At 72.3% G+C, this 21,004-nt stretch carries 21 protein-coding genes; 6 read left to right on the plus strand and 15 right to left on the minus strand.

All coding sequences use genetic code 11. The annotated features are described in order from the left end of the window. Positions 1-37: 37 nt before the first annotated feature. Genes ACXJKA_RS11260 through ACXJKA_RS11275 form a run of 4 tightly spaced genes read right to left on the minus strand, consistent with a single transcriptional unit; the run spans position 38 to position 4,024 of the window. Positions 38-1,723: a ribonuclease J gene (locus ACXJKA_RS11260; RefSeq protein WP_456825291.1), complete on the minus strand. Its 1,686-nt coding sequence runs from the start codon at positions 1,721-1,723 to the stop codon at positions 38-40. Positions 1,724-1,749: 26 nt separating this feature from the next. Further along, positions 1,750-2,667, minus strand: a complete 918-nt coding sequence (gene dapA / locus ACXJKA_RS11265; protein ID WP_456825292.1) for a 4-hydroxy-tetrahydrodipicolinate synthase — start codon at positions 2,665-2,667, stop codon at positions 1,750-1,752. A 50-nt stretch (positions 2,668-2,717) separates the two neighbouring features. Then, complete coding sequence (locus ACXJKA_RS11270; RefSeq protein WP_456825293.1) at positions 2,718-3,218, minus strand: dihydrofolate reductase; 501 nt, start codon at positions 3,216-3,218, stop codon at positions 2,718-2,720. Beyond that, positions 3,215-4,024: a thymidylate synthase gene (locus ACXJKA_RS11275; protein ID WP_456825294.1), complete on the minus strand. Its 810-nt coding sequence runs from the start codon at positions 4,022-4,024 to the stop codon at positions 3,215-3,217. The genes ACXJKA_RS11270 and ACXJKA_RS11275 overlap by 4 nt, the downstream gene beginning before the upstream one ends. Positions 4,025-4,109: 85 nt before the next feature. Here ACXJKA_RS11275 and ACXJKA_RS11280 point away from each other — a divergent pair, with 85 nt between their 5' ends. The 5 genes from ACXJKA_RS11280 to ACXJKA_RS11300 all read left to right on the plus strand — a co-directional run bounded on the left by ACXJKA_RS11280 (position 4,110) and on the right by ACXJKA_RS11300 (position 7,853). Then, positions 4,110-5,582: an NAD-dependent succinate-semialdehyde dehydrogenase gene (locus ACXJKA_RS11280; protein ID WP_456825295.1), complete on the plus strand. Its 1,473-nt coding sequence runs from the start codon at positions 4,110-4,112 to the stop codon at positions 5,580-5,582. A gap of 29 nt (positions 5,583-5,611) precedes the next feature. Continuing rightward, positions 5,612-6,298, plus strand: coding sequence for an AzlC family ABC transporter permease (locus ACXJKA_RS11285; RefSeq protein ID WP_456825296.1), 687 nt, complete (start codon positions 5,612-5,614; stop codon positions 6,296-6,298). Then, complete coding sequence (locus ACXJKA_RS11290; protein WP_456825297.1) at positions 6,295-6,615, plus strand: AzlD domain-containing protein; 321 nt, start codon at positions 6,295-6,297, stop codon at positions 6,613-6,615. Before ACXJKA_RS11285 ends, ACXJKA_RS11290 begins: the two co-directional genes overlap by 4 nt. 96 nt (positions 6,616-6,711) lie before the next feature. Beyond that, on the plus strand, positions 6,712-7,287 hold the full coding sequence (locus ACXJKA_RS11295; protein ID WP_456825298.1) for a TIGR00645 family protein: 576 nt from the start codon (positions 6,712-6,714) through the stop codon (positions 7,285-7,287). Beyond that, complete coding sequence (locus tag ACXJKA_RS11300; RefSeq protein ID WP_456825299.1) at positions 7,287-7,853, plus strand: N-acetyltransferase family protein; 567 nt, start codon at positions 7,287-7,289, stop codon at positions 7,851-7,853. The genes ACXJKA_RS11295 and ACXJKA_RS11300 overlap by 1 nt, the downstream gene beginning before the upstream one ends. 4 nt (positions 7,854-7,857) lie before the next feature. Here ACXJKA_RS11300 and ACXJKA_RS11305 read toward each other — a convergent pair whose 3' ends face one another. The 9 genes from ACXJKA_RS11305 to ACXJKA_RS11345 form a co-directional block, all read right to left on the minus strand. Next, positions 7,858-8,322 carry a hypothetical protein gene (locus ACXJKA_RS11305; RefSeq protein ID WP_456825312.1) on the minus strand — a complete coding sequence of 155 codons (465 nt, stop codon included), beginning with the start codon at positions 8,320-8,322 and terminating at the stop codon, positions 7,858-7,860. A 2-nt stretch (positions 8,323-8,324) separates the two neighbouring features. After that, positions 8,325-9,080: a 4-hydroxy-tetrahydrodipicolinate reductase gene (dapB, locus tag ACXJKA_RS11310; RefSeq protein WP_456825300.1), complete on the minus strand. Its 756-nt coding sequence runs from the start codon at positions 9,078-9,080 to the stop codon at positions 8,325-8,327. A gap of 17 nt (positions 9,081-9,097) precedes the next feature. Further along, complete coding sequence (locus ACXJKA_RS11315; RefSeq protein WP_456825301.1) at positions 9,098-9,925, minus strand: hypothetical protein; 828 nt, start codon at positions 9,923-9,925, stop codon at positions 9,098-9,100. Between the two features lie 38 nt (positions 9,926-9,963). Then, complete coding sequence (locus tag ACXJKA_RS11320; RefSeq protein ID WP_456825302.1) at positions 9,964-11,310, minus strand: M16 family metallopeptidase; 1,347 nt, start codon at positions 11,308-11,310, stop codon at positions 9,964-9,966. Between the two features lie 2 nt (positions 11,311-11,312). Next, on the minus strand, positions 11,313-13,559 hold the full coding sequence (locus ACXJKA_RS11325; RefSeq protein ID WP_456825303.1) for a polyribonucleotide nucleotidyltransferase: 2,247 nt from the start codon (positions 13,557-13,559) through the stop codon (positions 11,313-11,315). Between the two features lie 226 nt (positions 13,560-13,785). Continuing rightward, the gene (gene rpsO / locus ACXJKA_RS11330) at positions 13,786-14,055 is read right to left on the minus strand and encodes a 30S ribosomal protein S15 (protein WP_456825304.1); all 270 of its coding nucleotides are present in this window, start codon (positions 14,053-14,055) and stop codon (positions 13,786-13,788) included. Between the two features lie 92 nt (positions 14,056-14,147). Further along, positions 14,148-15,206 carry a bifunctional riboflavin kinase/FAD synthetase gene (locus ACXJKA_RS11335; protein WP_456825305.1) on the minus strand — a complete coding sequence of 353 codons (1,059 nt, stop codon included), beginning with the start codon at positions 15,204-15,206 and terminating at the stop codon, positions 14,148-14,150. 88 nt (positions 15,207-15,294) lie between these two features. Next, the gene (truB, locus tag ACXJKA_RS11340; protein WP_456825306.1) at positions 15,295-16,239 is read right to left on the minus strand and encodes a tRNA pseudouridine(55) synthase TruB; all 945 of its coding nucleotides are present in this window, start codon (positions 16,237-16,239) and stop codon (positions 15,295-15,297) included. Beyond that, complete coding sequence (locus ACXJKA_RS11345; RefSeq protein ID WP_456825307.1) at positions 16,236-16,829, minus strand: TetR/AcrR family transcriptional regulator; 594 nt, start codon at positions 16,827-16,829, stop codon at positions 16,236-16,238. Before ACXJKA_RS11345 ends, truB begins: the two co-directional genes overlap by 4 nt. An 82-nt stretch (positions 16,830-16,911) precedes the next feature. On the opposite strand from ACXJKA_RS11345, the gene ACXJKA_RS11350 reads away from it, so the two are divergent. Beyond that, positions 16,912-18,351, plus strand: coding sequence for an MFS transporter (locus ACXJKA_RS11350; protein ID WP_456825308.1), 1,440 nt, complete (start codon positions 16,912-16,914; stop codon positions 18,349-18,351). 52 nt (positions 18,352-18,403) lie between these two features. Here ACXJKA_RS11350 and rbfA read toward each other — a convergent pair whose 3' ends face one another. After that, a complete protein-coding gene (gene rbfA, locus ACXJKA_RS11355; protein ID WP_456825309.1) occupies positions 18,404-18,841 on the minus strand; it encodes a 30S ribosome-binding factor RbfA in 438 nt (145 codons plus the stop codon). An 82-nt stretch (positions 18,842-18,923) separates the two neighbouring features. After that, the coding region (gene infB / locus ACXJKA_RS11360) for a translation initiation factor IF-2 (protein WP_456825310.1) at positions 18,924-21,004 on the minus strand (2,081 nt) is incomplete at its 5' end.

Below are 21,004 nucleotides of genomic sequence, written 5' to 3' on the forward strand. Positions count from 1 at the left end.
CGGACAGGACGGGGCCGTGCGGCGTGCGCGGGCTCGGTCAGGCCTCGACGACCACCGGGATGATCATCGGGCGGCGGCGCAGGCGGTTGGAGACCCAGCGGCCGACCACCCGACGCATCACCTGCTGCAGCACGTGGGCGTCGGAGTTCCCGTTCCGTGCGGACTCCTCGAGGGCCGCGGTGAGCTCCGGCAGGATGTCGTCGAACACGGCGTCCTGCTCCGCGAACCCGCGGGCGTGGATCTGCGGACCGGCGAGCACCTTGCCGTCGGCGGAGCTGACCACCGCGAAGATCGAGATGAAGCCCTCGTCGCCGAGGATCCGGCGGTCCTTGAGCTCGACCTCGGTGATCTCGCCGACGCTCGAGCCGTCGACGTACACGTAGCCGCAGGGCACGGCCCCGACGATGCTCGCCCGGCCGTTGACCAGGTCGACCACGACGCCGTCCTCGGCGAGCACGACCCGGTCGGCCGGTACGCCGGTCTGCACGGCCAGCGCCGCGTTGGCCACGAGGTGCCGGATCTCGCCGTGCACCGGCATGACGTTGCGCGGCTTGAGGATGTTGTAGCAGTACAGGAGCTCGCCGGCGCTGGCGTGGCCGGAGACGTGCACCTTGGCGTTGCCCGAGTGGACGACGCGCGCGCCGAGGCGGGTCAGGCCGTTGATCACGCGGAAGACGGCGTTCTCGTTCCCCGGGATCAGCGACGACGCCATGATGACGGTGTCGCCGGGGCCGACCGAGACCTTGTGGTCGTTGTTGGCGATCCGGGACAGCGCGGCCATGGGCTCGCCCTGCGAGCCGGTGCACATGAGCACGATCTCGTCGTCGCGCAGCGAGTCGACCTGCTTGAGGTCGATGAGCACGCCCTCGGGCACCTTGAGGTAGCCGAGGTCGGACGCGATGCCCATGTTGCGGACCATGGACCGGCCGACGAGCGCGACCTTGCGGTCGTGCGCGTACGCCGCGTCGAGCACCTGCTGCACGCGGTGCACGTGGGAGGCGAACGACGCGACGATGATGCGCTTGGTGGAGTCGGCGAAGACCTGGTCGAGGACCGGCCCGATGCCGCGCTCCTGCGCCACGAACCCGGGCACCTCGGCGTTGGTGGAGTCGACCATGAACAGGTCGACGCCCTCCTCGCCCAGACGGGCGAACGCGCGCAGGTCGGTGATGCGACCGTCGAGCGGGAGCTGGTCCATCTTGAAGTCACCGGTGTGGAGCACCGTGCCGGCCGGGGTCCGGACGGCGACCGCCAGGGCGTCGGGGATCGAGTGGTTCACCGCGACGAACTCGCAGTCGAACGCTCCGAACGACACACGCTGGCCCTCACGGACCTCACGCGTCGTCGGCTGGATCCGGTGCTCCTTGAGCTTGGCCTCGATGAACGCGAGCGTGAGCTTCGAGCCGACCAGCGGGATGTTCTTGCGCAGGCGCAGCAGGTACGGCACGGCGCCGATGTGGTCCTCGTGGCCGTGCGTGAGGACGATCGCCTCGATGTCGTCGAGCCGGTCCTTGATGTACTCGAAGTCGGGCAGGATCAGGTCGACGCCGGGCTGGTGGTCCTCGGGGAACAGGACGCCGCAGTCGATGACGAGCAGGCGGCCGGCGTATTCGAGGACGGCCATGTTGCGGCCGACCTCTCCGAGACCACCCAGCGCGACGACTCGCAGGGCGCCGGCGGCGAGGGCCGGCGGCAGGGTGAGCTCGGGGTGCGGGTGACTCATGGGGCTCCTGGTGGGATCACGTGCGGTCAACCGACGGCGAGATCGAGCAGCCCGGCGGCCCGCAGGCCGTCGCGGATCAGCGCGAGCTCGTCGTCGGACGCGGGGACGAGCGGGAGGCGCACCGAGCGCTCGGGCAGCACGCCCAGCACCTGGAGCGCGGCCTTCGCGGCGACGGCCTGGAAGCCGGCGCCGTTGAGTGCGTCGATCGCGGGGATGATCGATCGGAAGAGGGTGAGGGCGGTGTCGTGGTCACCGGCGTCGAACGCGCGGCCGATCGCGGCGAGCTGGTCGCCGGCGACGTGCCCGGACACGCTGACGATCCCGACGGCGCCGTGCGCGAGCAGCGCGAGGAACGCGCTGTCGTCGCCGGAGTACCAGGCCAGCCCCGTGCGGGCGATGGCCTTGGCGGCGCCGTAGAGGTCGCCGCTGGCGTCCTTCATGGCGACGACGCGGTCGTGGTCCGCGAGCGCCTCGATGGTCTCGGCGGCGAACCGGACGCCCGTGCGGCCCGGGACGTCGTAGAGCATGACCGGCAGCGCGGTGGCGTCCGCGACGGACTGGACGTGCCGGCGGACGCCCTCCTGAGAGGGGCGCGAGTAGTACGGGCTGACCACGAGGAGGCCGTGCGCGCCGGCCTCGGCCGCCTGCTCGGCCATCCGCACGGCGTGCGCGGTGTCGTTGGACCCCGCGCCCGCGATGACCCAGGCGCGCTCGCCGACGGCCTCGACGACCGCCTGGACGAGCTCGGCCTTCTCGGGGGCGTGCGTCGTGGACGCCTCGCCCGTCGTGCCGTTGAGCACGAGCCCGTCGTTGCCGTGGTCGACCAGGTGCCGGGCGAGCTGCACGGCGGTGCCGATGTCGACCGCTCCGTCTGCCGTCAGCGGCGTCACCATCGCGGTGAGCACGGTCCCGAACGGGCGGGCAGACGAGGAGGTGCGCGGCATGGGGCCACGGTACCGCCCCGGGGCGGTTCGCCGTCCGGACGATCCGCCGGTCAGGCGCGCAGGTAGGTCTCGAACCGGTACCGCGTCCCGCCGGCGGAGGAGATCTGCCAGCTCTCGTCGCGGTCGATCCCGCTGCGCCGCCAGGTGCCCGCGTCGAGCGCCGGAGCTCGCGTGTCGCCGCCGACGTCGAGCGACACGACGGTGATCTCGACGCGGTCGGCCAGCGGCAGGAACGCCTCGTAGACCTGACCGCCCCCGATGACCCACGCGTGGCGGTCCCCGACGAGCCGCAGCGCCTCGTCGATCCCGTGCGCGACCAGCGCCCCGGCCGCCTCGAGCCCGGGTGTGCGCGTCAGCACGATGTTGTCCCGGCCGGGCAGCGGGCGGAACCGCGGCGGGAGGGACGCCCACGTCGCCCGTCCCATGATCACGGGGTGCCCGCGGGTGAGCTCACGGAAGTGCGCCATGTCCTCCGGGATGTGCCACGGCAGCGTGCCGTCGCGCCCGATGACGCCCGCCGGCGTCTGGGCCCAGATGAGCGCCAGGCTCACACGGCCACCGGGGCCTTGATGGCCGGGTGGTAGGCGTAGTCGACGATGTCGACGTCCTCGAACGTGTAGTCGAACAGCGAGGCCGCCTGGTGCAGCACCAGCGTCGGCGCCGGGTACGGCGTGCGGGTCAGCTGCTCGCGCACCTGCTCGACGTGGTTGTCGTAGATGTGGCAGTCACCGCCGGTCCACACGAAGTCACCGACCTCGAGTCCCACCTGCTGGGCGACCATGTGCGTGAGCAGCGCGTACGACGCGATGTTGAACGGCACCCCGAGGAACAGGTCCGCCGACCGCTGGTACAGCTGGCAGCTCAGCCGGCCGTCGGCCACGTAGAACTGGAAGAACGCGTGGCAGGGGGCCAGGGCCATCGACGGGATGTCGGCCACGTTCCACGCCGAGACGATGTGCCGACGGGAGTCGGGGTCCCGGCGCAGGTTCGCCAGCAGCTCGGTGATCTGGTCGATGTGGCCGCCGTCGGGGGTCGGCCAGCTGCGCCACTGGACCCCGTACACCGGGCCGAGCTCGCCGTCGGGGCTCGCCCACTCGTCCCAGATGGTCACGTTGTTCTCGTGCAGGTAGGCGATGTTGGACTCGCCGCGCAGGAACCAGAGCAGCTCGTGGACGATCGAGCGCAGGTGCACCCGCTTCGTCGTGACCAGCGGGAATCCGGCCGACAGGTCGAACCGCATCTGGTGGCCGAACACGCTGCGGGTGCCGGTCCCGGTGCGGTCCGCCTTCGGGGTTCCGGTCTCGAGGACCAGCCGCAGGAGGTCCTCGTACGGGGAAGGCACTGGCGCGTCCGTCATGGTCGCCATCGTAGGTCGCGGGACCGCCCGGCCGCGGGCACGTCCGTCCGTGCGTCGGCGCGCCCGGCGAGACATACTGCCGGGTATGACGCCGCCGTCCCTGCCCCCCACCGTCGCCGCCCACGTGCCCACGGGAGTGCTCATCGGCGGGGCGTGGCGTCCGGCGAGCACCGGCCGCACGTTCGAGGTCGCCGACCCCGCGACCACCGAGACGCTCTTCGACGTCGCGGACGGCGGCGAGCAGGACGCGCTCGACGCGCTGACCGCGGCGCACGACTCCTTCCCGGAGTGGCGCGCGACGGCTCCGCGCGTCCGGGCCGAGCTGCTGCGGGCCGTCTACGAGACGCTGACCGCGCGCACCGACGACATCGCGGCCCTGGTCACGGCGGAGGGCGGCAAGCCGCTGGCCGAGTCCCGCGCCGAGGTCGCCTACGGCGCCGACTACGTCCGCTGGTACTCCGAGCAGGCCGTGCGCTTCGAGGGCCTCGCCCGCCGCGCGCCCTCGGGGGCCAACCACCAGCTGGTGCTGCGGCGCCCGGTGGGCCCCGCCCTGCTCATCACGCCGTGGAACTTCCCGATCGCGATGATCGCCCGCAAGGTGGCCCCGGCGCTCGCGGCAGGCTGCACGGTCGTCATCAAGCCCGCCCAGCTCACCCCGCTGACCACGGCGTACGTCGCGGAGATCATCCGCGAGGAGCTCGAGGGCCGCGGGCTGCCCACCGGCGTGATCAACGTGGTGCCGTCCGCCTCGGCGCGCACGATCTCGGGCCCGCTCCTGGCGGACCCGCGGCTGCGCAAGCTGTCGTTCACCGGCTCGACCGAGGTGGGCGCCGCGCTGCTCAAGGCGTCGGCCGACAACATCCTGCGCACCTCGATGGAGCTCGGCGGGAACGCCCCGTTCCTGGTCTTCGAGGACGCCGACATCCCCGCCGCCGTGCAGGGCGCGGTGCAGGCGAAGATGCGMAACGCGGGGCAGACCTGTGTCGCCGCCAACCGCTTCCTGGTGCACGCGTCGGTGGCCGAGGAGTTCACCGCCGGGCTGACCGCGGCGTTCGACAAGCTCGTCGTGGGGCACGGGGCGGACGAGGGGACGACGGTCGGTCCGCTGATCGAGGCGTCGGCGGTCGACCGCGTCGAGGAGGTCGTGGCGGAGGCCGTCGACGCCGGCGCGCGGGTCCGCATCGGCGGCGGCCGTCCCGACCGGCCCGGCTACTTCTACGCACCGACCGTGCTCGACCGTGTGTCCGCCGACCTGCGCGTGATCACCGAGGAGACGTTCGGCCCGGTCGCCCCCGTGGTGACGTTCGGCTCCGAGGACGAGGGCGTCGCGCTGGCCAACTCCACGCCGTTCGGCCTGGTCGCCTACGCGTACACCCGCGACATCGCCCGGGCGCTGCGCCTGGCGGAGTCCGTCGACACCGGGATGCTCGGCATCAACCGCGGGCTGGTGTCGGACGCGAGCGCGCCGTTCGGCGGCGTGAAGTCGTCGGGACTCGGGCGCGAGGGCGGCGAGGCCGGCATCGAGGAGTATCTCGACAGCGTGTACGTGGCCATCTGACGCACGACCCCTGTGCCACAGTTGCCCGCGTGACGCAGGACGCCGAGGGACGGGCCGCCATCCGGCAGGCCGTCTCCGTCTCGCTGGCCACCGGGCTCTACGGCATCTCGTTCGGAGCGCTCGCCGTCGCCGCGGGGCTGTCCGTGCCGCAGGCGATGGCGCTCAGCCTGCTCATGTTCTCGGGCGGCTCGCAGTTCGCGTTCATCGGCGTCGTCGGCGCCGCCGGCCTGGCGGGCGCGGCGATCGCCACCGCCGGTCTGCTCGGCGTGCGCAACGGCCTCTACGGTCCGCAGGTCGCGCCGCTGATCGACGCCCACGGCTGGCGCCGCCCGCTCGCCGCGCACCTGACCATCGACGAGTCGACCGCGGTCGCGACCGTCCACAAGGCGCCGCACGCCGCCAGGCTCGGCTTCTGGTGGACCGGCGTCGGCGTCTTCGTGCTCTGGAACCTGTTCACGCTCGCGGGCGCGCTCGTCGGCGACCGCCTGGGCGACCCGCGCAGGTACGGGCTCGACGCCGCCGCTGCGGCCGCGTTCCTCGCCCTGGTGTGGCCGCGGGTCACCGGGCCCGGCACCGGTCTGGCGCGCCTCGTCGCGGGCGGCGCGGTCGTGGTCGCCCTGGCGCTCACGCCGGTCACCCCCGCCGGGATCCCGGTGCTGCTCGCCGGCGGCGTGGCCATCGTGGTGGGGTTCGTCGCGAAAGAGCCCGCGGTATGAGCAGCGCCGTCACCTGGGTCGCCCTGCTCGTCGCCAGCGCCGTGTGCTTCGCGCTCAAGCTGGCGGGCCACCTGGTGCCCAAGCACTGGCTGGCGGAGCCGCGGGTCGCCCGCACCGCCGCGCTGGTCACGGTCGCGCTGCTGTCGGCGCTGGTCGCGGTCCAGGCCGCCACGCGCGGGAACGAGATCGTGCTCGACGCACGGCTCCCGGCGCTCGTCGTGGCCGCCGTCGCGCTGGTCCTGCGCGCGCCGTTCGTCGTCGTCGTGCTCCTCGCCGCGGTCACCGCGGCCATCCTGCGCGCGCTCGGCATGCCGTAGCGGGCACCATTCGCCGCCCCCACCCGTTGGGGGTCCGAACGCCCTGCCGCGTGGCGCGCCCTCGCGCCCGGCACCCGTCACCCTCCGGAGGACCCCGTGGCCGCTCCCACCAACCGCAACCGTCTCGGCTCGCTCATCTTCTTCTCGCGCTGGCTCCAGGTGCCCCTGTACCTGGGCCTGATCGTCGCGCAGGCGATCTACGTCTGGCAGTTCATGCTCGAGCTCTGGCACATCGCCGAGGAGGTCTTCCTGCACGGCGGCCTCTCCGAGGAGGCGATCATGCTCGGCGTCCTCGGCCTCGTGGACGTCGTCATGATCGCGAACCTGCTGATCATGGTGATCGTCGGCGGCTACGAGACGTTCGTGTCCCGCATCAGGCTCGACGGCCACCCCGACCAGCCCGAGTGGCTCTCGCACGTGAACGCCAACGTGCTCAAGACGAAGCTGGCCATGTCGATCATCGGCATCTCGTCGATCCACCTGCTGCGCAGCTTCATCGAGGCGCGCACGATCATCGACTCCAGCGGCACCGACGTGCTGCTGTGGCAGACCGTCATCCACCTCGCGTTCATCGTCTCCGCGGTGGCGCTAGCGTGGATCGACAAGATGTCGGTCAAGCACCCGCCCAAGGCCGTGGCGCCCGCGACCACCCCCGAACTCGTCGAGGTCTGATGCCCCTGTTCACCGACAACGCGGACGTCTCCGTCCGCCCCGCCGTCCGCGGCGACGAGCACGCGATCGCCCGCGTGCAGGTCGAGGCGTGGCGGGTCTCGCACGCCGAGGTCCTGGGCCACGGCGCCCTCGACCTGCTCGACGAGAAGGCGATCGAGGCGCAGTGGGCCGCGGCTGTCGTCGCTCCCCCCGGTGCCGGCTTCCGCGTGCTCGTCGCGTGCGACGGCCCGACCGTGGTCGGCGTGGTCTCCGTGGCGCCCGTCCCGGCCCCCGAGGACCGACCGTTCGACGCGCCCGGCGGGGCGATCCTCGCGCTCGAGGTCGAGCCGGCCCGCCAGCGGGTCGGCCACGGCTCGCGGCTGCTCGCGGCCGCCGTCGACACCCTGCGCGAGGACGGCGCCGACCAGGTCCACACGTGGGTCCTGGACGGCGACGCGGCGCGTGCGCAGTTCCTCGCGTCGGCCGGTCTGGGTCCCGACGACGTCGCCCGGGAGCTGATCTCGGGGCGGATGCCCGACGGGTCGACGCGCACGGTGACGGAGCACCGCTGGTCGGCGTCGATCTGACGCCCTACGAGCGGTGCAGGCGGCTCGCCTTGCGCAGGGACTCGCGGGCGCGCCGCCGGTCCCCCGCCGCGTCGTAGGCGAACGCCAGGTGGTACCAGGACCGCCAGTCGTCGGGTTCCGCCTCGGCCAGCTCGCGAGCCGGCTCGAACGCCGCCCGGGCGGCCGCGCGGTCGATGCGACCACCGGGTGAGCGAGGCAGGTCGTCGACGGGCAGCTCGTCCGCTTCGGCCAGCTCGTCGGCCATCCGCTGCACGTCCACGGCCAGCCGCCACTCGCGGGCGACCAGCCAGATCACCAGCGGCGGCAGGATCCAGAAGGCGATGCCCAACGCGATGCCGACGGGCTCTCCCGTGCGGATCAGGGCGGTGGCCCGGGTGGCCACGACCCAGACGTAGAGGACCAGCAGGCCGGTGAGCGCGACCGCGCCGGCCAGCGCGGTCCACCGGGCGCGGCTGGACGAGGTGGCCACGCTCACGCCAGGTCGAGCAGGTGCTCGAGCCCGACCGTGAGGCCGGGACGCGCCCCCACCTGGCGCACGGCCAGCAGCACGCCGGGCATGAAGCTCACCCGGTTGAACGAGTCGTGCCGGATGGTGAGCTGCTCGCCGGCGTTGCCCAGCAGGATCTCCTCGTGCGCGACGAGCCCGCGCAGCCGCACGGAGTGCACGCGGACACCGTCGACGTCGGCCCCGCGGGCGCCGTCGAGGGCCTGTGTCGTCGCGTCGGGAGCGGTCCCGAGCCCGGCCGCCGCCCGCGCCGCCGCGATGGCCGACGCTGTGTGCCGCGCGGTGCCGGAGGGGGCGTCGACCTTGTCCGGGTGGTGCAGCTCGATCACCTCGACGGACTCGAACCAGCGGGCGGCCCGCGCCGCGAACGCCATGGCCAGCACGGCGCCGAGCGCGAAGTTGGGGGCCACGACCACGCCGACGCCCGGCCGGTCCGCCAGGTGGTCGCGCACGCGCGCCAGGGACTCGTCGGTCCAGCCCGTGGTGCCGACGACCAGGTGCACCCCGCCGTCGACCAGCGCGTGCACGTTGCCCTCGGTGGCCGACGGGACCGTGAAGTCGACCGCGACCTGGGCGCCCGCGTCGACGACCGCCCGCAGGTCGGCGTCGGCGTCGAGCGCGGCGACGAGCTCCAGGTCGGGGGCTGCCTCGACGGCGGCCACGACGGTCGATCCCATGCGGCCCGCCGCACCCAGCACTGCCACCCTGATGCGCTCGCTCACGACCAGCAACCCTAACCTCAGGCCGGGACCCCGAGCGCCGCCGCGATGCCGGTCTCCAGCCGGCGCAGCTCCACGTGGCTCAGCCCCGTGAAGCGCTCGACCTCCCGCGGCGGGTACCCGGCCCGCAGGTACCACTGCAGGACCGCGAGGGCGTCGCCCGGACGGACCGGGCCTGTCCCGACCGCGTCGCGCACGAACGCCGAGAACCGGACGGCGGCGAGGAACGCCTCGGGGGTGATCCCCACCGTCTGGACGACCTCCCGGTACAGCACGCCGACCGCGAGGTCCGCCTGCCGCGCCAGGTCCGAGGCCCGCACCAGGCCGCGCTGGTCGATCACGCTGCGCAGCACCGGCGCGAGGGCCTCGAGCGTCGACCCGACGATGACCGGCGCCGCCCGCACCGCCAGCGCCGAGCCGAGGGTGGCGGCCGCGTCCGCGTCGCGCCCCTCCCCCAACGCCGCCGCGCACTCCTGCTCGACGTGTGCCCCGAGGAACGTCGCGAGCTCGATCGGGTCGTAGGACGGCGCCCGGACGCCCATCCGCGCCAGCGCCACCGGGTCGAGCTGCGCCCCGAGCCGGACCGAGGGACCTCGCTGCTCACGGACGAACGCCCGCTCCGCGAGACCCCGGACGCCGCTGCCGTCGGGTGCGCGCGAGAGGCTCAGGGGGTCGACGTGCTCACCGGGGGTGCCCACCGCGACCGTCACCAGACCGTGCCCGTCGGGCAGCAGCACCTCGCGCTCGACGACGCCCTCGGGCACGTGCACCACCCAGAGGTGCTCGACGATCCCGAGCGCGCTCGGCGGGGGCGCGTAGCGCCGGTAGACGACCTGGTCGAGGGCCATGCCCCATCATCGCGCGCGTCGGGCGCGCGTGGGGGCGGTCAGTCGCCGAACGGTCCGACGCGGACGACCGAGCGCGGGCGTGACGCCAGCTCGGCGGCCAGGTCCTGCACGTCCTGCACGGTGACCGCGCGGATGAGGTCCAGCGACTCGTCGATGCTGAGCAGCGAGCCGTGCACCAGCTCGGACTTGCCCAGGCGGCTCATGCGCGACCCGGAGTCCTCCATGCCGAGCACCAGCCCGCCGGCCAGCTGGCCCATGGACCGCTGGAGCTCGGCCTGCGTGATCGGCGCGTCGGCCATGCGCTCCCACTCGGCGACCATGAGCGCGACGACCTCGTCGACCTTGCCGGGCGTGCAGCCCGCGTAGAGCCCGAAGACGCCCGTGTCGGCGTGCCCGGACGCGAACGAGTACGTGGAGTACGCCAGGCCGCGGCGCTCGCGGATCTCCTGGAACAGGCGCGAGGACATGCCGCCGCCCAGGACCGCGTTGAGCACCGAGAGCGTGAACCGCCTCGGGTCGGTCGCGGTCAACGAGGTGCCGCCGATGATGACGTTCGCCTGCTCGGTGTGCCGGCGGATGGTCAGCTCGACACCCTTCGCCGGGATGCCGCCCTCGCCCGCCTGCACCGCGACGTCCGTCGGGATCCGGCGGCTGCGCGGCTCCGCGCCGGCGTCGAGCGCCCAGCCACCGGTGGTGAGCGCCTCGCTGACCTGCGCGCAGAGCACGTCGTGGTCGACGCCGCCGGCGGCCGTGACGACCAGCGTCGAGGGTCGGTAGTGCTCGCGGTAGTGCTCCCACACCGCGTCGCGCGGCACCGCGCGGATGGTGTCGGGGGTGCCGCCGATCGGCCGGCCGAGCGCGTGAGCGCCCAGCACAGCGGCGGCGAACTGCTCGTGGACGACGTCGCTCGGGTCGTCGTCGTTCATCGCGAGCTCTTCGAGGATCACGCCGCGCTCGGTCTCGAGCTCGTCGGTGTCCAGGCGCGCGGAGGTGACCATGTCCGCGATGACGTCGACCGCCATCGGGAGGTCCGTGTCGAGCACCCGGGCGTAGTAGCAGGTGTGCTCCTTGCCGGTGGCGGCGTTGGCCTCTCCACCGACGGCGTCGAACGCCTCCGCGATGTCCATCGCGGTGCGGCGCGCGGTGCCCTTGAACAGCAGGTGCTCGAGGAAGTGCGTCGAGCCGTGGTGGCCGTCGGACTCGTCGCGCGAGCCCACGCCCACCCACGCGCCCACGGTCGCCGAGCGCAGGCCCGGCATGTGCTCCGTGAGCACGCGGACCCCGCCGGGCAGGACGGAACGACGCACGATCGCGTCGCCGTCCTGCCCGACGGACTGCTCGGCCCCGGGCTGACCCGGGCGGACGAGCGGAAGGTCCAGCGGCATCGTCAGGCGTCGACCGGCTCGGCCGTGCCCTCGGCGGGAGCGGCCTGCTCCTCGTCGCCAGCCGTGCCCTCGTCGATCACTGCGTGCAGCGACAGCTTGCCGCGCGGGTCGATCTCGCCGATCTCGACCTGGACCTTCTGGCCGACGGCCAGGACGTCCTCGACGTTCTCGACGCGACGACCACCGACGAGCTTGCGGATCTGCGAGATGTGCAGCAGACCGTCCTTGCCCGGGGAGAGCGAGATGAACGCGCCGAACGTCGTGGTCTTGACGACCGTGCCGACGAAGCGCTCCCCGATCTCGGGCATGTGCGGGTTGGCGATCGCGTTGATCGCCGCACGCGCGGCCTCCGCCGACGGACCGTCGGTGGCGCCGATGTAGACCGTGCCGTCGTCCTCGATCGAGATGTCGGCGCCGGTCTCCTCCTGGATCTGGTTGATCATCTTGCCCTTCGGCCCGATGACCTCGCCGATCTTGTCGACGGGGACCTTCACCGTGATGACGCGGGGAGCGAACGGGCTCATCTCGTCGGGCACGTCGATCGCCTCGGCGATGACGTCGAGGATCGCCAGGCGAGCCTCCTTGGCCTGCGTCAGCGCGCCGGCCAGCACCGAGGCGGGGATGCCCTCGAGCTTGGTGTCGAGCTGGATGGCCGTGACGAACTCGCGGGTACCGGCGACCTTGAAGTCCATGTCACCGAAGGCGTCCTCGGCGCCGAGGATGTCCGTGAGCGCCGCGTAGCGGGTCTCACCGTTCACCGTGTCGGACACGAGGCCCATCGCGATGCCGGCGACCGGCGCGCGCAGCGGCACACCGGCGTTGAGCAGCGACAGGGTGGACGCGCAGACCGAGCCCATGGACGTCGAGCCGTTGGAGCTCAGCGCCTCGGAGACCTGGCGGATGGCGTACGGGAACTCCTCGCGGCTGGGCAGAACCGGCATGAGCGCGCGCTCGGCGAGCGCCCCGTGGCCGATCTCGCGACGCTTCGGCGAACCGACGCGACCCGTCTCACCCGTGGAGTAGGGCGGGAAGTTGTAGTTGTGCATGTAGCGCTTGCGCGTCTCCGGGGAGAGCGTGTCGAGCTGCTGCTCCATGCGCAGCATGTTCAGCGTGGTGACACCCAGGATCTGGGTCTCGCCGCGCTCGAAGATCGCCGAACCGTGCACGCGGGGCAGGACCTCGACCTCGGCCGAGAGCGTGCGGATGTCCCGCAGGCCGCGGCCGTCGATGCGGAAGCCGTCCGTGAGGATGCGCTGGCGGATGAGCTTCTTCTGCACCGAGCGGTACGCGGCGGAGAGCTCCTTCTCGCGACCCTCGAACTGCTCGGAGAGCTGCGCGACGACCTCGGCCTTGATCTCGTCGAGGCGGTTCTCGCGGGTCTGCTTGTCGGCGATGCCCAGCGCGTCGCTCAGCGACTGCGTCGAGGCACCCTCGACGGCCGCGTACGCGTCGTCCTGGTAGTCCGGGAACGTCGGGAACGCCTGGGTCTCCTTGGCGGCCTTCGACGCCAGCTCCTGCTGGGCCTGGACGAGCACCTTGATGAACGGCTTCGCCGCCTCGATGCCCTGGGACACGATCTCCTCCGTGGGGGCGGTGCCACCCTCGAACTTGATGAGGTTCCAGGACTTCTCGGGCGCCTCGGCCTCGATCATGGCGATCGCGACGTCGTCGCCCACGACGCGGCCGGCCACGACCATGTCGAACGTGGCGCGCTCGCGCTCGGAGTACCGCGGGAACGCGACCCACTGGTTGTCGATGAGCGCGATGCGCACACCGGCGACGGGGCCGGAGAACGGCAGGCCCGACAGCTGCGTCGAGATGGACGCCGCGTTGATGGCCAGCGTGTCGTAGGAGTCGTCCGGGTGGATCGACAGCACGGTGATGACGACCTGAACCTCGTTGCGCAGGCCCTTGACGAACAGGGGGCGCAGCGGGCGGTCGATCAGGCGGCACGCGAGGATGGCCTCGGTGGACGGGCGACCCTCACGGCGGAAGAACGAGCCGGGGATCTTGCCGGCCGCGTACGACCGCTCCTCGACGTCGATCGTCAGCGGGAAGAAGTCGAACTGCTCCTTCGGGTGCTTGCCTGCCGTCGTGGCGGCGAGCAGCGTCGTCTCGCCGTCGAGGTAGGCGACAGCGGCACCGGCGGCCTGCTTGGCGATGCGGCCGGTCTCGAAGCGGACGGTGCGGGTGCCGAAGCGACCGTTGTCGATCAGTGCCTCAGCGAACTGGATCTCGGGACCCTCCACGGGTGCCCTCCTCTTTGGTGAAGGCGCCGGCCGTCCGCGAGCGATCTTCGATCGAGGCCACCGGACCTCTCCTTGCGGAGCTTCCGGAAGCCACTACCGAGGACCGGACCGAGCGGACCGACGCGGTGTGGTGGTGCTGTTCGTGCGGGTGGTGCTGGATGGAGCTTCGTGGCCGTTACGCCACACCAGCCCGGACCCTTGAGCGGGTCCGGGCTGGTGCACGGCGTTATCGGCGCAGACCGAGCTTCTCGATCAGGACGCGGTAGCGGTTGATGTCGATCTTCTGGAGGTAACCCAGCAGGCGACGACGCTTGCCGACGAGCAGCAGCAGACCGCGGCGGCTGTGGTGGTCGTGCTTGTGGGTCTTGAGGTGCTCCGTGAGGTCCTTGATGCGCTGCGTGAGCATCGCGATCTGGACCTCGGGGGAACCGGTGTCACCCTCGTGGGTGGCGTGTTCGGTCATGATGGACTGCTTGACGGCACTTTCGAGCGGCACGGTTCTCCAGGTTGTCTCGTTGCGCGGTGCTCCGGGGCTTGTCCACCCGGGCTCTCTCGTTCCGCGGCCGTTCAGACGGCGCACACAGACTATCAGGCTGCGGGACCGCTCCCCGCACCGGGCCGTGTGACCTCGGCGCCGTCGAGGATCTGACGCACCCGGTCGACGTCCTCGTGCATCCGCACCAGCAGCTCGTCGACGGAGTCGAAACGCAGCGTCGGACGCAGCCGCTCGACCAGCTCGAGCACGACCTCCTGGTCGTAGAGGTCGAGGTCCGTGCGATCGAGCACGTAGGCCTCGACCCGGCGCTGGACGCCGTCGAAGGTCGGGTTCGTGCCGATCGACACGGCCGCCGGCAGGACGCGGTCGGGATCGGTGGCCTCGACAGGCGAGCCGTCCGCCTGCCGCACCCGGCGCAGCCATCCCGCGTAGACGCCGTCGGCGGGCACCATGCCCTGCGACTCCTGACCGAGGTTCGCGGTCGGGAAGCCCAGGTCRCGGCCGCGCGCGTCCCCGTGCACCACGACGCCCCGCACGCGGTGCGGCCGGCCGAGCACGCGCGCGGCCTGCACGACGTCGCCGGCATCGAGCAGCTCGCGCACCCACGTCGAGGACCAGCGTCGCCGCAGCGGGTCCGCCGCACGATCCTCGGCGCTGCCCGGGTCCGCGGCGGCCGCGGGCGCCACGTCCTCGATCACCTCGACGTCGAAGCCGTGCTCGCGGCCGAGGTCGACCATCGTCGAGAGGTCGCCGGAGTTGTTGACGCCGAACCGCACGTCGCGGCCGACCACGACGGTCCGCGCGTGCAGCACGTCCACCAGGTACCGCTGGACGAACTCCGCGGGCGTCTGCCGCGCGAACTCGAGCGTGTACTCGAGCAGCAGCACGGCGTCGAGGCCGGTCTGCTCCAGCAGCTCGAGCCGGTCGGCGTCACCCGTGAGCAGAGGCGGAGCGGTGTCCGGCCGGTGCACCTGCTGCGGGTGCGGGCTGAACGTCACCGCCACGGCCTGCGCGCCCGCCGTCCGGGCATCGGCGCACATGCGCTGCAGCACGCCGACGTGGCCGCGATGGACCCCGTCGAAGTTGCCGATCGTCACCACCGACGGACCGAAGTCCGCGGGCACGTCGGACAGCTCCCTCCAGACCTGCACACCTGCTCCTCGTCGTCCGGCCCGGTCGTGGATCCGGGCTCGACCGACAAGACTGCCACCCCGGGCACCCCGCGCCCGCATCGGGGTCTCAGGCGGGCGCGAACACCAGCGCCGGGCGGACCTTCCCGCCGCGCTCCTCGAGCAGCGCGACCAGCTCACCGTCGGGGCGGATGCCCGCGACGGTGGACCCGGCGTGCTCGCCGACGACCCCGATCGACTGGCCGTAGGACAACGCCCGCGCCTCGTCGTCGCTGAGCTCGCGCACCGGGAACGTCGCCCGGGCCGCGTCCGCGAGCGGCACGACGTCGATCGGTGCGTCCATCGGCAGCGCGCCCAGGTCGTCGAGCGACCGTGCGACGTCCAGCCCATAGCCGCCCACCCGGGTGCGGCGCAGCGCCGTGAGGTGGCCGCCGACGCCGAGCCCGGCGCCGAGGTCGCGCGCCAGCGCGCGGACGTAGGTCCCCGACGAGACCACCACGGTGACGTCGACGTCGAGCACCGGCGAACCATCGTCCGTCAGCGCGGGCCGCACCTCGTGCACGTCGAACCGGCTCACGGTGACGGGCCGCGCGGCGAGCTCGACGTCCTCGCCGGCCCGGACCCGGGCGTAGGCGCGCTGTCCGTCGACCTTGATCGCCGACACCGCGCTGGGCACCTGCTGGATCGCGCCGGTCAGCGCCGCGACTCCCGCCTCGACGTCCGGACGAGTCACGGCGGAGGCGTCCGTCACCACCAAGGGCTCCCCCTCGGCGTCGTCGGTCGTCGTCGAGACCCCGAGCCGGATCGTCGCCGTGTACTCCTTGTCCGCCCCCACGATGTACGTGAGCAGTCGCGTCGCGCGGCCGATGCCGATGACCAGCACGCCCGTCGCCATCGGGTCGAGGGTTCCCGCGTGGCCCACCTTGCGGGTGCTCGCCAGACGGCGCATGCGCGCCACGACGTCGTGGCTGGTCCAGTCGGCGGGCTTGTCGACGACGACGACGCCGTCCGCGGCCGTGGGCCGACGCTCCCCCGGCGGGTGCGTCCGGTTCACGCGGTGCGCCGCTCGGCGATGCCGTCCTGCACGCACTGCACGAGGGCGTCCAGGCCGGCGTCCTCGGCGCGGTGCGCGGGCGCGTCGACCGCGAGCAGCACGTTGATGAGCATCCCCTGCGCGACGAAAGCGCGGGCCGCGTTCTCATCGGCGCCCGACCGCTCCTGGAACAGCCGGAACGCCTCGCCGAGCGTGTGCCGCGCGACCCGCCCGACCTCGTCGTCCGCGCCGGCGATGAAGCCGTGCATCGTCAGCCGCAGGAGGTTCCGGTCGGCGAGCAGCCCGACGTACGCGTCGCCCATGAGCATCCCGGCCTCCGGACCTGCGGGAACGCTCGAGAGCGCGGCGATGATCTCGGCGCTGGCCTGCTTGTACGCCTCGAGGAACAGCTCGCGCTTGGTGCCGAAGAGGCGGACGACGTAGGGCTGGGAGACACCCGCGGCACGGGCGACCTCGTCCGTGCTCGCCGCGTAGCCGCGCTCCGCGAACACCGTGCGGGCCGCCAGGAGGATCTCCTCGCGCCGCTGCACACCGGTCATGCGCCGAACCGGCTTCGTCGCCGTGAGCTCCGTGGTCTGGTCGAGAGACATGGTTGACATGTTATCAGTCGATGCCTACGGTCGTCCTTGTTAGTAATCAATCAATGCCAACAAGCACCGGTAGGGAGTCCTCGTGACCATCACGACCCCGGCACCACCCCGGGCGGCCGCTCCGGGACCGCTGTCGACGCCACGTCGGCGCGGCACCGCGATCGCGCTGATCGCCGCGTCGCTGCCCATGTTCATGGCGACGCTCGACAACCTCGTCATGACCACCGCGCTCCCCGTCCTGCGCACGGAGCTCTCCGCGTCGCTCGAGCAGCTGCAGTGGATGGTCAACGCCTACACGCTGAGCTTCGCCACGTTGATGATCGCGGCGGCGACGATGGGTGACCGGTGGGGTCGGCGCCGGGTGTTCATCGCCGGCATCACGCTCTTCGCCGTCGCCTCGATCGCGTCCGCCCTGTCCACCAGCGCGGAGATGCTCATCGCCGCCCGCGCGCTGCAAGGCGCCGGCGCCGCCGCGATCATGCCGCTGTCGCTGACGCTGCTCGCCGGCGCGGTCCCCGCGGCCCGCCGCGCGATGGCCATCGGGATCTGGGGTGGTGTGTCCGGTCTCGGGGTCGCCCTCGGACCGGTCATCGGCGGCGCCGTGGTCGACGGCATCTCGTGGGAGGCGATCTTCTGGATCAACGTCCCCGTCGCGCTCGTCGCCATCCCGCTCGTGCTCTGGGCGCTGCCCGAGTCGTACGGCCGGCGCCAGCGCCTCGACCTCGCCGGCCTCGTGCTGGCCGGGTCCGGCATCCTCTCGCTGGTCTGGGCGATCATCCGCGGCAACGACGACGGGTGGGGCTCCACGACCGTGGTCGGCGGCCTCGTCCTCGGCGTGCTGCTCCTGGCCGCGTTCCTCTACCGGGAGTCGCGGACGGACCACCCGCTCGTGCCGCTGCGCCTGTTCCGGGTGCGGTCGTTCTCGGTGGCCAACGCCAGCGCGCTCGCGTTCTCGTTCGGCGTGTTCGGGCTCGTGTTCCTGCTCGCCCAGTACCTGCAGATCGGCATGGGCTACACGCCGCTGCAGGCCGGCATCCGCACGCTCCCGTGGACCGCCGCGCCCATGATCTTCGCCCCCATCGCCGGCATGCTGGCACCCCGGCTCGGGGTCCGCCCGCTGCTCACGGCGGGCCTCGCCCTGCAGGCCGCGGGTCTGGCGTGGCAGGGGTTCATCGTCACCTCGGACACCCTCACCTACGCGGACCTGGTGCCCGGCCTGGCGCTGGCCGGCATCGGCATGGGACTCACGTTCGCGCCGAGCGCCACGGCCGTGCTGTTCGACATGGCTCCCGACGACCACGGCACCGCGAGCTCCGTGAACTCGACGATCCGGGAGATCGGGGGCGCGCTCGGCGTCGCCGCGCTGGTGGCCGTCTTCACGGCGTCGGACGGAACTCTCACGCCCGATGGCTACGTCGCCGGCCTGCAGCCCGCCGCGATGGTCGCCGCGCTCGTCGTGGCGGTGGGTGCGCTCGTGGTCCTGATCTGGATGCCGCGAGACACCGGACGCGTCCAGGCCTGAACGCACGAGGGCGCCCCCGGATCCTTCCGGGGGCGCCGTCCTGCGTCGGCGGTCAGTCCTGGGCGTCCTCGTCGTCCGCCTTCTTGTACGGGTCCGCGTCACCGGCGAAGCTGGCCTGCGCGGCCAGCGCGGCGACCTCGCGGTCCCGCCGGGCGGCCTCGAGCAGCGCCGCGTCCAGCTGGGCCGACGTGTCGGGCAGCGCGTCGAGGTGGAAGTCGAGCGACGGGGTCAGCCGGATCCCGGTCTGCTTGCCCACCTCGGACCGGATGATGCCCTTCGCGCTCTCGAGCGCGGCGGCGGTGTCGGTGCGCGCGGCGTCGTCGCCGAGCACCGTGTAGAAGACGTCGGCGTGCTGGAGGTCACCCGTGACGCGCACGTCGGTGACCGTCACGAAGCCCAGGCGCGGGTCCTTGATGCGGGTGTCGAGCATCTGCGCGACGACCTGCTGGATGCGCTCGCTGAGCTTGCGGGCGCGGGCGGTGTCCGCCATCGGATCGCTCCTTTTCGTCTAGGTGAGAGACCGCAGGGCGGGCGAGGTTTCTCGCCCGCCCTGCGGTTGGTGATCACTGAGGTCAGGCGCGAGGCTTCTCGCGCATCTCCCAGGTCTCGATCGTGTCGCCGATCTCGACGTCGTTGAACGAGCCGAGGCCGATACCGCACTCGAAGCCCTCGCGGACCTCGGTGGCGTCGTCCTTGAACCGCTTGAGCGACTCGATCGTCAGGTTGTCGCCGACGATCTTGCCGCCACGCGTGACGCGCGCCTTCGTGTTCCGTCGGATGAGGCCTGACCGGACGATCGACCCGGCGATGTTGCCGAACTTCGACGACCGGAAGACCTCGCGCACCTCGGCGGAACCGAGCTGCACCTCTTCGTACTCGGGCTTGAGCATGCCCTTGAGAGCAGCCTCGACGTCGTCGATCGCCTGGTAGATGACCGAGTAGAAGCGCACGTCGACGCCCTCGCGGTCCGCCAGCTCCTCGACGCGCTCCGCGTACTTGACGTTGAAGCCGATGATGATCGCCGAGTCGACGGTCGCCAGGTTGACGTCGTTCTGCGTGATGGCACCCACGCCGCGGTGGATGACGCGCAGGTCGACCTCGTCGCCGACGTCGATCTTGAGCAGCGCGTCCTCGAGCGCCTCGACGGCACCGGACACGTCGCCCTTGAGGACCAGGTTGAGGGTCTCGACCTTGCCCTGCTGGAGCGCCTGCGTGAAGTCCTCGAGGCTGATGCGCTTGCGACGCTTGGCCAGGAGGGCGGCACGCTCGGCCGCCTCGCGCTTCTCGCCGATCTGACGCGCGGTGCGGTCGTCCGGGGCCACGATGAACGTGTCGCCGGCGCGGGGCACCGAGGTCAGGCCGAGCACCTGGACCGGACGCGACGGCCCGGCCTCGAGGACCGGCTCGCCGTGCTCGTCGAACATCGCGCGGACGCGGCCGTAGGCCGTGCCGGCGACGATCGAGTCGCCGACCTGGAGCGTGCCCGACTGGACCAGGACGGTTGCCACGGCACCGCGTCCCTTGTCGAGGTTCGCCTCGATGGCGACGCCTCGGGCGTCCTTGTCGGCGTTGGCCCGCAGGTCGAGGGCAGCGTCCGCCGTGAGGAGGACCGCCTCGAGCAGCTGGTCGATGCCGGTGTTCGACTTCGCGGAGACGTCGACGAACATCGTGTCGCCGCCGTACTCCTCGGCCACCAGGTTGTACTCGGTGAGCTGCTGGCGGACCTTGGCGGGGTTGGCCCCCTCCTTGTCCACCTTGTTGACCGCGACCACGATCGGCACACCGGCCGCCTGGGCGTGGTTGAGCGCCTCGATGGTCTGGGGCATCACGCCGTCGTCGGCCGCGACCACGAGGATCGCGATGTCGGTCACCTGCGCACCACGGGCACGCATGGCGGTGAACGCCTCGTGGCCCGGGGTGTCGATGAACGTGACGGCACGGTCGATGCCCTCGTGCGTGGTGTGCACCTGGTAGGCACCGATGTGCTGGGTGATCCCACCGGCTTCGCCGGCCACCACATCCGTCTGACGGATGGCGTCGAGGAGCTTGGTCTTTCCGTGGTCGACGTGACCCATGACGGTGACGACCGGGGGCCGCGCCGTCAGGTCGTCGTCGCCCTCGGCCTCGAGCTCGGCGTCCAGGTCGATGTCGAAGGCCCCGAGCAGCTCGCGGTCCTCCTCCTCGGCCGACACCATCTCGATGCGGTAGCCGAGCTCCTCGGCCAGCGTGCCGAACGTGTCCTCGTCCAGCGACTGGGTCGCCGTGGCCATCTCACCGAGGTGGAAGAGCACGGTGACCAGCGCGGCCGGGTTGGCGTCGATCTTGTCGGCGAAGTCGTTGAGCGACGAGCCGTGGCGCAGGCGGACGACGGTCTTGCCGTTGCCGCGAGGAACCTGCACGCCACCCAGCGAGGGGGCCTGCATCTGCTCGAACTCTTGACGCTTCGCACGCTTCGACTTGCGGCCACGGACGGGACGACCGCCCGCGCGACCGAAGGCACCCTGCGTGCTGCCGCGACCGGCACCACCGGGACGACCGCCGCCGCCACCGGGACGACCGGCGAAACCGCCGCCGCCACCGGGAGCGCCACCGGGCGCACCGCCACCGGCACCGCCAGGACGACCGGCGTACCCGCCGCGCGCGCCACCGGCAC

This window comes from Cellulomonas sp. P5_E12, from assembly GCF_054049315.1.

Coding starts and splice junctions, on each gene's coding strand:
- ACXJKA_RS11260 (WP_456825291.1), bottom strand. CDS start 1,723: ATGAGTCACCCGCACCCCGAGCTCACCCTGCCGCCGGCCCTCGCCGCC.
- dapA (WP_456825292.1), bottom strand. CDS start 2,667: ATGCCGCGCACCTCCTCGTCTGCCCGCCCGTTCGGGACCGTGCTCACC.
- ACXJKA_RS11275 (WP_456825294.1), bottom strand. CDS start 4,024: ATGACGGACGCGCCAGTGCCTTCCCCGTACGAGGACCTCCTGCGGCTG.
- ACXJKA_RS11290 (WP_456825297.1), top strand. CDS start 6,295: ATGAGCAGCGCCGTCACCTGGGTCGCCCTGCTCGTCGCCAGCGCCGTG.
- ACXJKA_RS11300 (WP_456825299.1), top strand. CDS start 7,287: ATGCCCCTGTTCACCGACAACGCGGACGTCTCCGTCCGCCCCGCCGTC.
- ACXJKA_RS11315 (WP_456825301.1), bottom strand. CDS start 9,925: ATGGCCCTCGACCAGGTCGTCTACCGGCGCTACGCGCCCCCGCCGAGC.
- ACXJKA_RS11320 (WP_456825302.1), bottom strand. CDS start 11,310: ATGCCGCTGGACCTTCCGCTCGTCCGCCCGGGTCAGCCCGGGGCCGAG.
- ACXJKA_RS11345 (WP_456825307.1), bottom strand. CDS start 16,829: ATGTCTCTCGACCAGACCACGGAGCTCACGGCGACGAAGCCGGTTCGG.
- rbfA (WP_456825309.1), bottom strand. CDS start 18,841: ATGGCGGACACCGCCCGCGCCCGCAAGCTCAGCGAGCGCATCCAGCAG.